At 53.0% G+C, this 14,518-nt stretch carries 14 protein-coding genes; 6 read left to right on the top strand and 8 right to left on the bottom strand.

The window, feature by feature from the left end:
- Window positions 1-59: 59 nt before the first annotated feature.
- The 4 genes from araA to H627_RS16675 all read right to left on the bottom strand — a co-directional run bounded on the left by araA (window position 60) and on the right by H627_RS16675 (window position 4,975).
- Complete coding sequence (gene araA, locus H627_RS0102465) at window positions 60-1,490, bottom strand: L-arabinose isomerase (RefSeq protein WP_027827647.1); 1,431 nt, start codon at window positions 1,488-1,490, stop codon at window positions 60-62.
- Window positions 1,491-1,741: 251 nt separating this feature from the next.
- On the bottom strand, window positions 1,742-3,676 hold the full coding sequence (locus H627_RS0102460) for a right-handed parallel beta-helix repeat-containing protein (RefSeq protein ID WP_027827646.1): 1,935 nt from the start codon (window positions 3,674-3,676) through the stop codon (window positions 1,742-1,744).
- Between the two features lie 264 nt (window positions 3,677-3,940).
- Window positions 3,941-4,384: a hypothetical protein gene (locus H627_RS16680; RefSeq protein WP_152319361.1), complete on the bottom strand. Its 444-nt coding sequence runs from the start codon at window positions 4,382-4,384 to the stop codon at window positions 3,941-3,943.
- A 75-nt stretch (window positions 4,385-4,459) separates the two neighbouring features.
- Window positions 4,460-4,975 (bottom strand): ASCH domain-containing protein, encoded by a 516-nt coding sequence (locus H627_RS16675; protein WP_027827645.1) that lies wholly within the window; start codon window positions 4,973-4,975, stop codon window positions 4,460-4,462.
- Window positions 4,976-5,108: 133 nt separating this feature from the next.
- Between H627_RS16675 and H627_RS0102445 the strand changes: the two genes are divergently transcribed.
- Both H627_RS0102445 and H627_RS0102440 read left to right on the top strand, forming a co-directional pair.
- Window positions 5,109-5,312 (top strand): hypothetical protein, encoded by a 204-nt coding sequence (locus H627_RS0102445; RefSeq protein WP_027827644.1) that lies wholly within the window; start codon window positions 5,109-5,111, stop codon window positions 5,310-5,312.
- Between the two features lie 53 nt (window positions 5,313-5,365).
- The gene (locus H627_RS0102440) at window positions 5,366-5,548 is read left to right on the top strand and encodes a hypothetical protein (RefSeq protein ID WP_027827643.1); all 183 of its coding nucleotides are present in this window, start codon (window positions 5,366-5,368) and stop codon (window positions 5,546-5,548) included.
- A 56-nt stretch (window positions 5,549-5,604) separates the two neighbouring features.
- Here H627_RS0102440 and H627_RS16670 read toward each other — a convergent pair whose 3' ends face one another.
- On the bottom strand, window positions 5,605-6,852 hold the full coding sequence (locus H627_RS16670) for an MFS transporter (protein ID WP_051225109.1): 1,248 nt from the start codon (window positions 6,850-6,852) through the stop codon (window positions 5,605-5,607).
- 180 nt (window positions 6,853-7,032) lie between these two features.
- Here H627_RS16670 and H627_RS19925 point away from each other — a divergent pair, with 180 nt between their 5' ends.
- The gene (locus H627_RS19925; protein WP_226999190.1) at window positions 7,033-7,200 is read left to right on the top strand and encodes a hypothetical protein; all 168 of its coding nucleotides are present in this window, start codon (window positions 7,033-7,035) and stop codon (window positions 7,198-7,200) included.
- Here H627_RS19925 and H627_RS0102425 read toward each other — a convergent pair.
- Complete coding sequence (locus H627_RS0102425) at window positions 7,190-9,922, bottom strand: YhgE/Pip domain-containing protein (protein ID WP_027827642.1); 2,733 nt, start codon at window positions 9,920-9,922, stop codon at window positions 7,190-7,192. The genes H627_RS19925 and H627_RS0102425 overlap by 11 nt on opposite strands.
- A gap of 148 nt (window positions 9,923-10,070) precedes the next feature.
- On the opposite strand from H627_RS0102425, the gene H627_RS0102420 reads away from it, so the two are divergent.
- The gene (locus H627_RS0102420) at window positions 10,071-10,796 is read left to right on the top strand and encodes a hypothetical protein (RefSeq protein WP_027827641.1); all 726 of its coding nucleotides are present in this window, start codon (window positions 10,071-10,073) and stop codon (window positions 10,794-10,796) included.
- 120 nt (window positions 10,797-10,916) lie between these two features.
- Window positions 10,917-11,660: a hypothetical protein gene (locus H627_RS0102415; protein ID WP_146994810.1), complete on the top strand. Its 744-nt coding sequence runs from the start codon at window positions 10,917-10,919 to the stop codon at window positions 11,658-11,660.
- 55 nt (window positions 11,661-11,715) lie between these two features.
- On the opposite strand, the gene H627_RS0102410 is transcribed toward H627_RS0102415, so the two are convergent.
- Complete coding sequence (locus H627_RS0102410; protein ID WP_027827639.1) at window positions 11,716-12,432, bottom strand: DUF4811 domain-containing protein; 717 nt, start codon at window positions 12,430-12,432, stop codon at window positions 11,716-11,718.
- Complete coding sequence (locus H627_RS0102405; RefSeq protein WP_027827638.1) at window positions 12,429-13,922, bottom strand: MDR family MFS transporter; 1,494 nt, start codon at window positions 13,920-13,922, stop codon at window positions 12,429-12,431. The genes H627_RS0102410 and H627_RS0102405 overlap by 4 nt, the downstream gene beginning before the upstream one ends.
- Window positions 13,923-14,052: 130 nt before the next feature.
- Between H627_RS0102405 and H627_RS16665 the strand changes: the two genes are divergently transcribed.
- Window positions 14,053-14,472 (top strand): MerR family transcriptional regulator, encoded by a 420-nt coding sequence (locus tag H627_RS16665; RefSeq protein ID WP_226999230.1) that lies wholly within the window; start codon window positions 14,053-14,055, stop codon window positions 14,470-14,472.
- Window positions 14,473-14,518 lie beyond the last annotated feature (46 nt).

The following is a 14,518-nucleotide window of genomic DNA, read 5'->3' as shown; positions in this document are numbered from 1 at the left end:
TTATCGGCCGGTTTAGATGGCGCAATTATTCCCGCAACTGCGGATTATTGTCGGCGCAACTACTTAATATCAGAATACTTCAAACCAAACATCGTGGCCAGGTCAGCCAATTGCGTGGTGCTCAAGGCTAAGGTCAGGATCGTGTGGTGACCGCCGCCGTCTTGGATCCATTGGGTCGCGCCTTCCTTAAGACCGGCCTTCGGTACCCAGAGCTGACGGGCAACCGGCAGATGGGGTGCCGGAACGTTCGGTTTCTTGGCGTCAACCGCGTACATGATCATCCGATATTCGTCACCGAAGTCAGAAATGGTCACGTCCACCGCGTCGCCTTCAGAACCGTCGAATACTAAGCGGGCCGGGTCTTCCTTGTCGCCAATACCCAAAGGATGTACTTCAACCCGCGGCTTGGTGCTGGCCAAAGTCGGGTCAACTTCCAGCATGTGCGAGCCCAAGATAACATTGTGGCCCGGGCGCAGATCCAAGGTGTAATCTTCCATGAAGGCAGTCTGCTTGTTGTGGGCAATGATCTTCAACAACCGGCCGAATGCCGCAGACTTCCAATCCCCTTCAGCACCAAACCCATAGCCTTCAATTTGAAGCAATTGCACAGCCAACCCCGGTAATTGCTTCAAGCCGTGCAGATCCTCGAAGTTCGTGGTGAACCCCGTGCAGCCGCGGGCATCCAAGAAGCGTTCGATTCCAATCTTTTCTTTCAATTGATAACGGACATGATCCTTGAAGAATTCCGGATCATTGTCGCCGGCACTCGGCACCAAATCGTACTTCTTCTCCAAGTCAGCGTATTCTTTATCAATGTCGGCTTCAGAAACCTTGTTGATTTCTTCAACCAAGTCGCCAACTGGCCAGTAGTCAACGGTCCAGCCAAATTGGATCTGGGCTTCAACCTTGTCGCCTTCAGTCACGGCGACGTTCCGCATGTTATCGCCAAAGCGGGCAATCTTGATCTTGAAACTTTCGTTGTAACCAACGGCAACGTCCATCCAGTCCGCAATCTCTTGTTGGACTTCCGGGTTCTTCCAGTAGCCGTAAACGACCTTGTTATGCTTGCGCAGGCGGGCATTGATAAAGCCGTATTCCCGGTCGCCATGGGCGGACTGGTTCAAGTTCATATAGTCCATATCGATGGTATCCCAAGGAATATCTTCCCGGAATTGCGTCGCCAGGTGCAGCAGCGGCTTTTGCAATAACTTCGTGCCTCGGATCCAGTTCTTGGCCGGTGAGAATGTGTGCATCCAAGTGATGACCCCGGCCACGTCGTCGCGGTAGTTGGCTTCCTTCATCGCAGAAGTGATGGTCTCGGCGTCAATGGCGACTTCCTTGAATTCAATCGGATAAGGCAGCTTGCCGCTATCGTTCAAGGCCTCGATGATGACCTCGGTATCCTTACGGACAGACTTCAAGTCGTCTTCACCATACAGGGCTTGGCTCCCGACGATGAACCAGAATTTGTAATTGGGTACTGTTAACAACATTGATTGACACTCCTTCATGGCAGAGGATGCATTGGCACTCGGCTCCGCTAAACTTAGTTGGTTAATTCGTATTTACAATGCAAAGTTTAAATTATTTGACCGGACAAGTCAACCGCTTACATGCATTTTCATCAGTATTTTTGACCGCACAAATTTGACATGAAGGATATTTTACTGCAAGTGGTACTTTGGTACAAGAGATGATTAAAGAAAGAGGCACCGGGATTGACCCAATGCCCCGCGATGGCCTAGTTTCTGGCCATGACCTTGATATGGTTAGGACCCGCTTGCAAAGCCTGGATAGGACCCGGAATCGGCTTGCCGGACAGCGCCGCACCGGTCAGATCACGGTCAATTGTCAGCGGTGTGCCGTCTGGATGCTCAAACGGTTCCTCCACAACTCGGGGCACGCCCAGTGCGGCAGTATCCAGTTGCTGGGTGGGCACCTGGGTGAAATTGGCCGGCAGCGTGATGGTCAGATACAAGCCGTCTGCTTCCTCGCTGATTTTGATCTGGGGATCAACCGCATCGCTCACGCTGTGCTGCTCTTCATCGTAGCCCTTAGCCCCATGCAGATACACATTGGCATCAATGTAGACTGGCTGCGCCAGTTGCGCATAGGTCTCAACGTCGCCGCCTTTCGCCTCGTACGCCTGAATAAATGCTGCCAGAGACGTGGGGTGGCCGTTATAGCCAGCGGTGCCGTATAACCGGTCGTCATTTCTGCCCGCGAAAACATTCTGATACCAGCGGTCGTCCCCGCCATAAATCGGCTGGGTGCCTAACACTTCAGTGGTGTGGGCAAAATGATACGGGGTCGCCCGGTCCAGCACTTTGTTGAGACCAATTGCGCCGCAGCAGAGATTGTTGACGTAGGCCCCACCCTCGGACATGTTGTCGAAGTTGTACCCCGACGCAAAGATATTGTTGTCGACCAGGTAAGGCCCATGGCTGACTTCCACCATGAGGTCCCGGTCGTTGTGGTCGTATACGTTGCGCGCCACCCGCGTGCCCTGGGTCTGCCAGTCTAGCCAAGTGCCCAGCGTACACTCATGGATATGATTGTCGTGGATCTGAACATCCAAGGCAGCATGGAACTTGATGCCGCCGATCTCATGGCCCCAGAATTCCCGCTTCATCGCGATGCGGGCAATGTCGTTGCCGTAAATATCCGAGAAGGCACAGCCCATGTGGCCGACAATGCCAGTCTGGCCGCAATCATGGATGTGGTTATGGCGCACGATGTGGGACCCCACGCGGGCCTTATCCCACCCGGCCGCTAAGCCTTTGAAGACGGCTTCCATCTGGTACTGATAGCCCGGTTTGCGCCGGGTTTTGGTGAAGTCGTTGTCGCCGGTACTGGCTTCTTTGCCCAGACTGATACCGGAACACTTGCTATCATGGATGTCATTATCTTCAATGATCCAGCCCTTGTTCCAGTGGGGCCCGATGATCCCCAATTGGTCAGCTGTCGGCGGTGCCCAGGGCGTTGCTGCCTGACAAATCTCAAAACCGCGGACCGTGATGTAATTGCGGCCAATCGCCTCCGGCGTGAAGCAGGACCGGCGGACATTGATCTCCACAATTTCTTGATTGGGATCAGCCGGGCCAAAGTTGGCGTAAATCGTCGTCGTCTCATTATCAACTTGAGCATACCAAACAAACACGGTGCCATCCGCATCTAGAATTTTCTCGTCCAAACCCCAATAAAGATGGAACGGGTTCTTTTCTCGGCGTTGCGGATGCGCCACTTCGTCTAAAGAATGCGCCTCAAATAGCGAATGGCCGTTCAGGTAGACGTCTCCCTCGTGGGCCGACCAGTCCTCTGGGTACACCAGCCAATCGCCGTCAACGGCGTGAGCAAAGGGATTATAGTCCCCAAAAAACGTATTAGGTACCGTCACGGCCCAGACTGCGCCGGCTTGTTTTTGCCAGCCTCTAACCACTTCTGAGCCTTTGATCGTGACGTGTTCGTCTGGGGCGGCGGCGTATGTGATGCGCTCGTTTTGATTCAGACCGCTGTGCCGCGGCTTGACCCACTCGCGGTAAGTACCGGCATGGACCAGCACGGTATCGCCAGCCACCGCGATGTCTGCTGCTTGCTGAATGGTGAGAAATGGGGCGGCGGCACTGCCGGGATTGGTACCTGCGCCAGTTTTGGCAACGTGATAAGTAACCGTCATAGAATGACCTCCAAGGTTGAATGATGGGTTGGTTGTTTATTCGTACTAACTCCAGCAATAGACTAGCACATCGTGAATCCGGTTGCAATCACTATTAGCAAGTATCATGTCTTATCCGAGCAATTTGATATTGGCTAAACGACTCCAGATTGCTGTAATTTTCTGTTCAAGAAGGCCGTCGGTGTAAAAAGATAAAACCCAGATGAACAGCAAAGCGGCCCAAATCGTGAATGATTTGGGCCGCTTTGCTGGTTCTACACTATACTATTTGCGTAAATAGTCCCGCACATATTGCCAAACATTCTGATTCAACCGCCAAGCCCGTGCACTGGGGTGTCGGGGATGCCAATTGGCCGGCACCTGGTCCGTTTCCCGAAAACTCACAGGTACGATCACTGGCATCCAAAGCTGTTTCTCACTTTCAATCCAAGTTGTTCGATCCTTAATATCCACTACGGTAGTACTGTAAACAGTAGTCCACCGATACACATCACGGGTCTGTTGCAGTGCCTCTTGCGCACTGCTCCGAAACGCATAGTCGGAAATATCCCAACTCTCAAACAGCCGCCGATAGGCATTGCTCTTGCCGGCCATGACCTCATCGAACACGCCGCACTTCAGCTCGCGCCGCAGCCGCCGATTCGTGGCGGCCTTCATTCCACGGTTAAAATCTTTCACACAGGGAAAATGTTTGTAACTTCGACTCATTCTAAGCACCCTTTCTTGGTACTTAGAAATCGTGCAGTCGTTTCATCGGCCTGGCTCCCTTCTCTGGCGGTACAGCTATTGCCGTTTGGCTTGCGCCCACACCGCCCCGACTTTTTCCCAACTCCGGGTCGTATTGTAGATTTTCTGGTACTTCAGCGGCATCTGGCTGAACCCAATAGCCGCCAGCGGGGCCAAGTAGTCGCGATAGAACGCCGAGTTCTCGCTGACTGATGCGCCGCGCTGATACTGCCAGAGATCTGCTGCCCATTCCGGGTGCTGGTGGATTTGAGCGTCTGCGACCTCGTAAAAATGCAGTTTGCCTTTCACCGGAAAAGGAGTCACCGCCGCATGCACTTTGACCGGCCAAGCATAGCTGCCATCGTCTTCCAATTGCGGTGTGCCGGTGATATCCACCACCGCTAGCGCATAGCCATTGGCCAAGCCCCAGCCGAAGTCCATCGCTGATGGCTGACTGGAACTGACCAATAGAAACTGCTGCACTGTGCCCGGCAACCACGTTCGATATTCGTATGGTTTATCGCCGGTTAGAATCTGCCAAGCATAGGGCTGTTTGATTGAAAGTGCATGCATGTTATCACCCGTCAATATCAGATAGCCTCATTGTACTTGATTATCCGAGCTTTCGTACAGTTCAAGGACCGTCTGCCATGCTATAATTTGGAAATAATAAGCCCTTTTCGGTTGATGAAAGAGGTTCCCCATCGTGAGTTATAAATTACCCGATTCCGCCACATTTCAGAAATGGCTAGATGGGCTAAGCGACGAAGAACGCGAGCAAATCCGACAAGAATTACGTCATGATTTGGCGGTTGCTAAAAAATTCGACGAGAATCAGAAGAAATGGTACGGCACTTCAAAAAGCCCAGATACCGACTCTGCACCAAATAAGAAGTCCGCGCGGCCTTAGCCTGTTTTGCCCTACCTCTTGCTGTAACATCGTCTTAAGGAGTTGCCCTTACTATGAGTTTCAATCTGGATCCCGATGAACTCGCTCATTTGATTGATTTATTGCCACCAAAAGACCTTTCCCGGATACGAAAGAATCTGCGTAAAGCCTTGGTACACGACCAAATCGACGACCACTTGCAACAAGTCCTAAATTATCATGACGACGATTCAGCACCGGCAAAACCGAAATCCTAAAACAGCCGTTACCGTAGACGCTTGCTCAACGTCCAGGATAACGGCTGTTCCTTTTTCTAACCCTTCTGCACTTTAGCGGCTGCCCCAGTCGGCACCTGCTTTACTGGCACCGCCTCCGCCGCTTGCTTATTCACCCGATTCAACCAAATTACCAGCAGCAGTGCGGCCAAGATATACACCGCCCCGCCAAACCCAGTGACCCGCATGCTCAAATGGTCCACGATCAACCCACCCGTGGCACTGCCCAGGGCAATGCCGAAGTTGGCAAAGATGGAATTCAGAGACGACGCCATGACAATGGCTTGGGGATAATCCCGTTCGGCCACGCCCAGAAAATGCATCTGAATCGGTGAATTGATCAGATACATCACGACGCCCATGAGCATCAGCGCGATCAAACCGGTCACCCGGTTCGTCAACGCCAGCGGCATCAGCAGCATCAACACCAATTCGGCGCCGAAAATCTTTGGCATCTTCAGCAGGCCGTCATTGTCAGCCAGCCGGCCGCTGAGCTGGTTGCTGATCAGGGACATCACCCCAAAGATGAACAGCAGGATCGTGACGACATTAGTTGTGAAGCCCAGGTTGCGGGACAGCAGCGGCCGCAGATAAGTGTATACCACATAGACCCCGGCAATGCTGACCATCGGCATCAGCATACCAATTTGGATCCGCCGATCCTTGAAGAGGGCCATGACGCCATCGGCACTTTGCCCCTGCCCGGCTGCTTGCGTCCGCCGCCGCTGGCGCAGATCCCGCGGCAGGGAGAAAGCAATCAGCGCCATCGTGAGCACGCTGACGACAACAATTGCCGCAAAGGACATCCGCCACCCGGCCGCCGTTGCGATCCAGGTACCCAGCGGCACGCCGAAGACCGAGGCAATACTGAATCCAGAGAAGACCCAGGAAATCAGCCAGGCTTTCTTACTTATTGGCGCAATGTAATTAGCAAACGTCAATGCGATGGAAATCAGCGGCCCAGACACGATGGCGGTGATGATTCGGGACACGACCAACACGGGGTACGTGAACGCCACCGCACTGAGCACGTTGCCGATGATGAAGATCCCCATCAAAAACAGCATAAACCGATACAGGGTATGCTGACCCACCGCCGACGTGACAAACGGCGTGCTGACCGCATAAACTAGCGCGAAAATCGTCACCAGATAACCCACCGTCGAGACCCCGACATGCAGCTCCGTACTGATGTCGTCCAACACACCCACGATGATGAACTCGCTGCACCCCAGGACGAACGCCAGCAGGATCAAGACAAAACTGCGTACTTTAAATGACGTCATAACTATCCTCCACATTCCCTTGTTGCGGTAACAATAGGGTATGGGAACGGTTACTGTCAATGCTGGATTTTAGCAGGCAGCGCTCGCTCGGAGCGGTTACTTTAAAGTGCGTTATTGCCTTCCGGTATGATCACCCTTACGCTTAAGCGGTAACAAATTACGGAAGGCCGGTTATCACTCATGGAATATCGACATTTAGGCAAACAAGGGCTGCGCGTCAGTGCATTAGCTCTGGGCAGTTGGATGACCAATCTGCACGGTCAAGAAAAACAAGACTTAGCCGCCTTCTCCCTGGCCTGGGCGCTGTCTCCGACATTGGGAGGCAGCACCTGTTTGCTTACTCAATAATTTGCGACTTGTGCACCATTTTATTCATCTTCACGATCCATGGACGGATCGGCTCCTTCAGCAAAATGCCCAGACTGAAGAACACCAACCCGAACGCGGTCAAGGCGGCCACGTCCAGCCACAGGTGAGACCAGTAAATCCCGCCGACCGTTTCCCGCAACAGATTCACGGCATAGGTAAACGGCAGCCACGGGTTGATTGCTTGGAAGAAATGGCTGGAGAGCACGACCGGGAAGTTCCCGCCGGCACCGGAGATGGACAGGACCAGAATGATGATCCCGATCCCCTTGCCGATATTGCCGAATAGGGAGACCAGCATGTACAGGATCGAGTCGAAGACCAGCGCGAGAAACATCGCAAACACCAGGTACAAGGGTTTATTCACCACGTAAGTATGGATCAAAAACAGATTGCCCAGCGCCGCGATCAGTCCTTGGAGCATGCCCAACCCGGCGAACGTCAGCCAGCGGGCGAGGTATTGCTGTTTCACGGTAACGCCGGCCAGTTCCGGGGGCAGATTGTATTCCATCTTGAGCAGTGCGCCCAGCAGCAAAGCCCCGACCCAAATACACAGGGCCAGATAGAATGGCGCGCTTTGTGAGCCGTAGGTGGGAATGGGGTACATCGTATGCTGGGTCAAAGTCACCGGCGTGGCCAAGAAATTGGCTTCCTTGGCGGCATCACGGCTGAGCAGCTTCAGCAGCTGACTGAGATCAACGGATTTCTCTCCCTTTTGAATAGCGGCCGCGCCCTTTTGAATGGCTTCCTTCAGCGTCGGCCAGTCATTGGTGATCAGTGTTTGGGCGTCATTCAAGCCGCTTTGCAGGACCGGCATTTTGGTATTGGCCAGGGTCAGCGTATTGGTCAATTCATTTTCCACACCCGGCAAATCATTATTGATGAAATCAGTGGCACGCATCAGCTTGGTCTTCAGCGCCGGGAAGTCATTGCGGTACAAATCGGCGGCCGTCGTGATGCCGCTCTTGATCAGCTGCATGTGCCCATTCAGCAAAGAATTGGCATCCGTCAATTCTTTTTGCAGGGCCGGCAGCTGGGTTTGCATTTTTGTCAAAAATTCATTGGCCTGGGTAAGCAGCGATTTTGTTCCTTGCAGCAGTGCCGGCATGGCCGGCAGAACCTGATTATTGATCGTCGTCAGCGTCGTCCCGGCGGCGGCCAATTGGTTGCTGAAGGCTGTGATCAGTTTTTGTACGCTGCTGCTCAGATCGCTGGCCTGCAAGTCTTGGGCAGCCTGGGCAAACTGGCTCGCCGTTCCAGTCAGCGCAGCCAACCGCTGTTGAATCGCCGCCGTGTCCATACTCGGCAGGGCGGCACTCAAATCAGCGGCATCATGCTGAATCTTGGTCGCCAGAGCGGCCACTGTTCTGAGTTGGGTAATGGCCGCCGCCAAGGGGTGCTCCTCTCGGCCCGTCAACTGGTTATAACTGGTTTCCAACCGGGTTAGAGTATCGGCCAAACTGGTCGCATTCGCGGCGGTCTTTTCCTGCCGCTCCGCTAATGCCGTCAACTGAACCGCCATCGCCTGTTTCACCGCAGCCGTATCGCTGCTGCTATCCAGACTTTGCAGTTGATTTTGCAGCGTCGTTAAATCAGCGCTCAGCGCGGTATTGGCAGCCGCAATCAAAGTCAGCCCCGAATCGGCAGCATTTTGCACAATACCCAAGGCGGTCGTCACTTTCGGCAGCACCTCATCTTTGGTTGTCGCAATGGCTGCTTGAGCATTCTTGCCAAACTCATTCAGGGCGGGCAAGGTGCCATCAACTTGATTGATGACCGTCAGACCATTGCTGGTAACAGTGGCGGCCTTTTTCACCGCTGCCGATAGATCACTGAAGTGGGTCACCACCGTATTCAGCTGATCGCCGGCTTGCTGGACCTCAGGTAATTTGCCCTGGACCTGCGTGGCTAAACTGCCCGCATCGGCCACCAGGGGCAAGTAACCATTGGCTGCCGTGAGCTTTTGTGCCATTTGGTTGATCTCCGGTAAATAACCGGCCATATCATTGGCGGCTTGCAGCTTCTGGCGAATCTCAGGCATCTTATTTTGCAGCGCACCGACCTCGGTCAAATATTTTTCAATCGTCGGCAATTGATCATTGGTCGTGGTCACCAAACTGCTGAACCGGCGAATCAGGGGCAAATTGTCCCCCAGTGTGATGCCGGCCTTATTGAAGCCTGTGCCTACCGCTTCCGCCACAGTGGTGACAAACTGGTCAGAAATCGTACTCTGCAAAGTCGCCGCCCCCGTGCCGGTAATCTTGGGGGCAATCGCATTGATCTTTTCGTTGACGTAATATTCCAACTGCGGTTTATGGATCTTGCCCTGCACAAACGTCAGCAAGTCCGCTGAAAAGGTCTTGGGCACGACCACCCCGGCGTAATATTCGCCGCTGCGTACCCCGTCTTGGACCGCCCGTTTGGACTTAACGAAACGCCAGCCCAGTTTCTTGTTTTTCTTCAGCTGGCTCAATAATTCATCGCCAATGGCGACCTTTTTCCCCTGAAAGGTCGCGGGCTGATCGGCGGAGTACACCGCCACGGTCAAATCCTGGGTATTGCTGTAGGGATCCCACAACGCCCACACGTTCATCCAGCAATAGAGACTGGGAATCACCACCAGCGCGGCAATCAGCAGCGCGGCGAGCGGCGTTTTGCCGATCCGCTTCCAATCCAGTACGAAAAGCTTACCCACGTTCCGCATAATATCCTCCATATCATCCTCTTGTGTCACCCGATTGTGCCAGATTTAACTGCCCGGCGCAACTTTTGCGCCGGTATGCTGACAAGCGCTTTTAATAGCATTGGCTGTAAGCGCTTTGTATAATGAAGGCAAAATGGAGGCGACGATCATGGCACGCGGTTGGGCAGTTATTTGGCACAAGCACCACCGGGGGCTGTTTGTGTTTTTGGTTGGGACACTCTTACTGACAATGATTCAGATTGCGTCAATGTACAGTTGGGCCGGCAAGGAATCTCTGCCGGAATTTGTTAAACATATCAGCAGCAGCGGTACGAGTCCGTTCAGTGCAGTGTGGTGGCTGATTTTGTTGATTGTGTTCATGGGCGGCGATGCCAGTGCACTGCAAAAAGAGCTCAGTGCAATCGGTCTAACTGATCAGCAGCGCTGGCGCTTGATGAGCGTGTTTGCGGCTGCGTTGGCCGTTTGGTCTGCCACATTGGCGATTGCCGACCGGACCCTCACCTATTTGTATTATACCGATACCGTCACTGCTCCTTGGCCTTTGCCGCTGTTGGGCGTGACCGCTTGGCTGATTCACTTCGGCTATTACTGGCTGGCCGCACTGCTCTGCCTACGGGCAGTACAATGGCCTGAACGCTGGATACAGTATTTAGCCTACTGCCTGATCGGTTGGATCACGGTGCTTTTACTGATCAGTTTCTTCCCAGCAACGAATATGATTCGTTATCAGGTCACCACTTTTTTGAATCGAACCCCCATCCTAGTCCTAATCGTTGAATTCAGCGCAATCGCTGTTCTTTCTTGGCGGATTCAAGCGCATCCCTTACCGGTCAAGCAAGATCGGCTATTCCATAAAGTATCAAAACCAATGTGACCAGTCTGAATCAACATTTCGCACTTTGTTAATGCTGGCAGAAAAGTTGCCGGCTAGATGGCTATGGTATTCATCTGTACTGGGCGTTATTCTGATAACAAGCAGAACGGAGTGATTTCTATGCGTATCGGTTGGCGGGTTATTTGGCACAAGCACCACTGGAGCATCGTGATATTCATGCTGGCAACCCTGGCGCTCACTGGTTTCTCTGTGGCGGCCTTGTATAGCGCCGCGGCTGAGCAAGGCCAAACACTGCGAGAGTACGTCCGTCAGATCACTTTCGGTCAAACGAGTCCGTTTGCCAATGTATTGTGGTTGCTCATTCTCACGGCGGTAATTGCCAGCAGCCAAATTCATCAAGACTTGCAGCAAGCTGGCGTGAGCGATCAAGATCGTTGGCGTTTAATGGGGCAATTGGCCTTAGGCGGTGCCTTGTGGTCAGCCACTTTGGACATCGTCGAAACAACATTAATGTATCGCTTCTATACCGACACGGTTACTGCCGCGTGGCCATTGCCCTTGCTAGGGGCAGCTTATTGGCTGATTCATTTGGGCTTCTATTGGGCCGCATCCTTATTGACTTTGTGGATCGTCCAGTGGCCCCACGCAGTACGACACCGGTTGTATTATGTCTTTTTGGGTTTCTTAACAATCCAATTAATTGGCACCTCATTCCGTACAAACGCACTCGTCATTACTCTTTCGCATGCCTATACAAGTGTTGAACGCTTCTTGAATCGCACACCAGTGCTAGTTCTGCTGATCATGTTGGGTGTGAGCAGTCTCCTGGCTTGGTGGGTCCAGGACCACCCATTACCGGCTAGCCCCGTTGAACCCAGGCCACACCGGTCATCTAGTCATTAAAAAATCAGGCACCGCCTCAAGAGGGACGAGTGCCTGATTTTTTAATGGTCCTATCTTATTTTTTTACCGCCGCAATAGCGTCTTGAACCGCCTGCTGCTGCATCTTTGCAGTCAATTGTTCAACCAATTGCGCCTGCTGGGCTGCCGTCATCGTCGGGTTCTTCGCCCGGGCCGCGGCGACCTGGGCGGCAATGGCCTGCTGCATCTGGGCCTTTTGTGCCGCGGTAGGCTTTTGCAAGCCTTTCAGCCGCTTGGCCAAAGCTTTGGCCTGGGCCGTGGTCAACGTCGTCCAAGTCTTCGGAATGGTGAACGTGTTTGTCTGTTTAACGAATAGACCGTCATTTTCATTTCCGAAGAGCACACTGTAAAAGTTAGAACTATATCGCCACTCGGTCCGCTTTTTTGTCACCTGAGCCGCAGCAGAACTGCTCTGCTGCACGCGGTTCACCACCGCATAATCCGCTGTGGTGTGAGTCGTTTTATTGTCGTGTTTATAAATATAGACCTGCCGTTTGCCGTTCGTGCCGACATTTTGATAGAGCAGAAGCGGCAGCTGTTTGCTCGGTGACGCCGACGTGATCGTTTGCGTGGTCGTCGTTGTTTTTTGCGTCATGCCAAAGTGACTACGATCATTCAGCGTAATGAGCAGCAGTGCGCCCAGCATGACAATGCCGAAGACGGCGATGAAGATACTGCGCAGCGCGCTTTTCTTCATCATAATGAAGCTCAAGTAAAGCGCCAGAACGCCAATCCCAAGAATCCAGAGAATCATTCTGCCGCCTCCTTTCTATCTGCATCAGCCAGCTCGGCGACGTCCACATCCTTGGAATGTTCCTTCTTATTCAAGAAGAAAGCCAGGATGAAGCCCACGGCACTGAAGCCGGTGGCGATCCAGAACGCCGCGTGATAGCCGGACAAGGTGGCATTGAAGAAATCATGCTTGTAGGCCAGCGGGTCTAACTTCAAAAGGCTCGCCGCTGGTTTGGCACTGTTGGTGACGTTGGTCAAGACAGAGACCATGATCGCCGTGGTCATCGAGGTCGCCACCTGCCGCACGGTGTTGTTCACGGCCGTGCCGTGGCGAATCATTTCACCGCTCAAGGCGTTCATGCCGTTAGTCGTCAACGGCATCATGACCATGGAAACTCCAAACATTCGTACGGCGTAAAGTACCGTAATGTAGATGGACGGTGTTGTCGCCGTGATAAAGGCATAGGGGACGGTGGCAATGGCCAGCAGGAACAGCCCCAGTTGCGCCAAGCGGCGGGCACCGATGCGATCAAAGACCGCGCCAGTGACCGGGCTCATCAAAGCAATCAACAGCGCCCCCGGTAACAGGGTCAGGCCGGATTCCAACGCAGATTTGCCATGGATGATCTGCAAGTACAAGGGAATGACCATTTCAGCCCCCACCATGGCCATGTTGGCAATGGACCCCAGAATCGTGGATAACGTGAAGGTGCGGTTAGTAAAGACCCGAATCTGGACGAAGGGGTTCTTGAGGTGTAATTGCCGCATGGAGAACAGCGCAATTACGATCGCGCCCAGGGCAATGCTGCCGAGAACGATGGGATCACCCCAGCCCTTGTTACCCACTTCAGAAAAACCGTAGAGCAAGGCGCCAAACCCAATCGTGGATTCGATCAGCGATAGGACATCAATGGATGGATTCGTATTCGGCAGCACATCGCGCATAAAGAAGAACGATGCAATGAGCACCAGCGCCGCGACCGGGATGATCATCCCGAACAGTGTCCGCCAGCCGAAATTGTCAATGACAAATCCAGACAAGGTCGGGCCAATCGCCGGCGCCACCCCGATGGCGATCCCAGCTAAGCCCATGGCGGTACCGCGTTTTTCCATGGGGAAAATTGACAGCATGATGTTTTGCAGCAACGGCATCGTCACGCCGACGCCCAGGGCCTGCACCAGCCGGCCAATCAATAGCATCGGGAAACTGTTGGCCATAAAGGCAATGACCGTGCCCAATTCGAACATACTCATCGCCGCAATGTACAGCCATTTTGTTGGTACTTTAGCACTTAAGTAGGCAGAAACCGGGATCATGATCCCGTTCACCATCAGAAATCCGGTCGTCAGCCATTGGACGGTGGCGGTGGAAATATCGAAGGCCTTCATTAAAGTTGGAAAGGCCGTCGCCAAAATTGTTTGGTTTAATACCGTAATGAACACACCCGTGATCAACGTCACGACGAGCATCGCGACGTTGACGGGGCGGCCATTGTTATCTTTTACTTGCACACTCCAAGCCACCTTTTTCAGAAAAAATGTTGTACGACTACTTTACCACATTTTGTGATATTGACAAGACTAAATGTCACATTCATAATAGAAGACAGAACGTGAAAGGTGGCGCAAGTCATTGGATAATGTGATTATGAAGCTCAAGAGCCTGAATATCTCGATGGGGATTGGTGAAACGAGCCGGATTACCGGCGCCACCACGACCCAGATTCGGTATTGGGAGAAAAAGGGGCTGATCCACCCCATCCGCCATGAAGAAGGCGGCAATAAACGTTATAGCCTGAAAACCCTGACGAAAATCATCATCATCAAGAATTTCATCGACGACGGCTATACGCTGGCCAAAGCGGGGGAAATGATCAAAACCCATTATCAGGACGTCGACACCTTCCGCACCATTGTGTCTCAGCGCCTGGTGGGCCTGAGCCATACGGATAACGTGACCCGGGTCAATTTAGGGGAAATCGACAATGACCCCGGTTTCGATTTGGTGATCGAAACGCGGGGTCAGGACGTTAAAGTGTTGAAGCGGGCGCGGCAAGATTAATTCTTATTGAAAAAGCGGTTCAAACTCTTGGGGTACCGAGAGTTTG

Origin of the sequence: Schleiferilactobacillus harbinensis DSM 16991 (genome assembly GCF_000425885.1) — a bacterium.
Classification (GTDB): domain Bacteria; phylum Bacillota; class Bacilli; order Lactobacillales; family Lactobacillaceae; genus Schleiferilactobacillus; species Schleiferilactobacillus harbinensis.
Note: the sequence above shows the minus strand (reverse complement) of the source record. Positions and strands in the feature narration are given on the sequence as shown.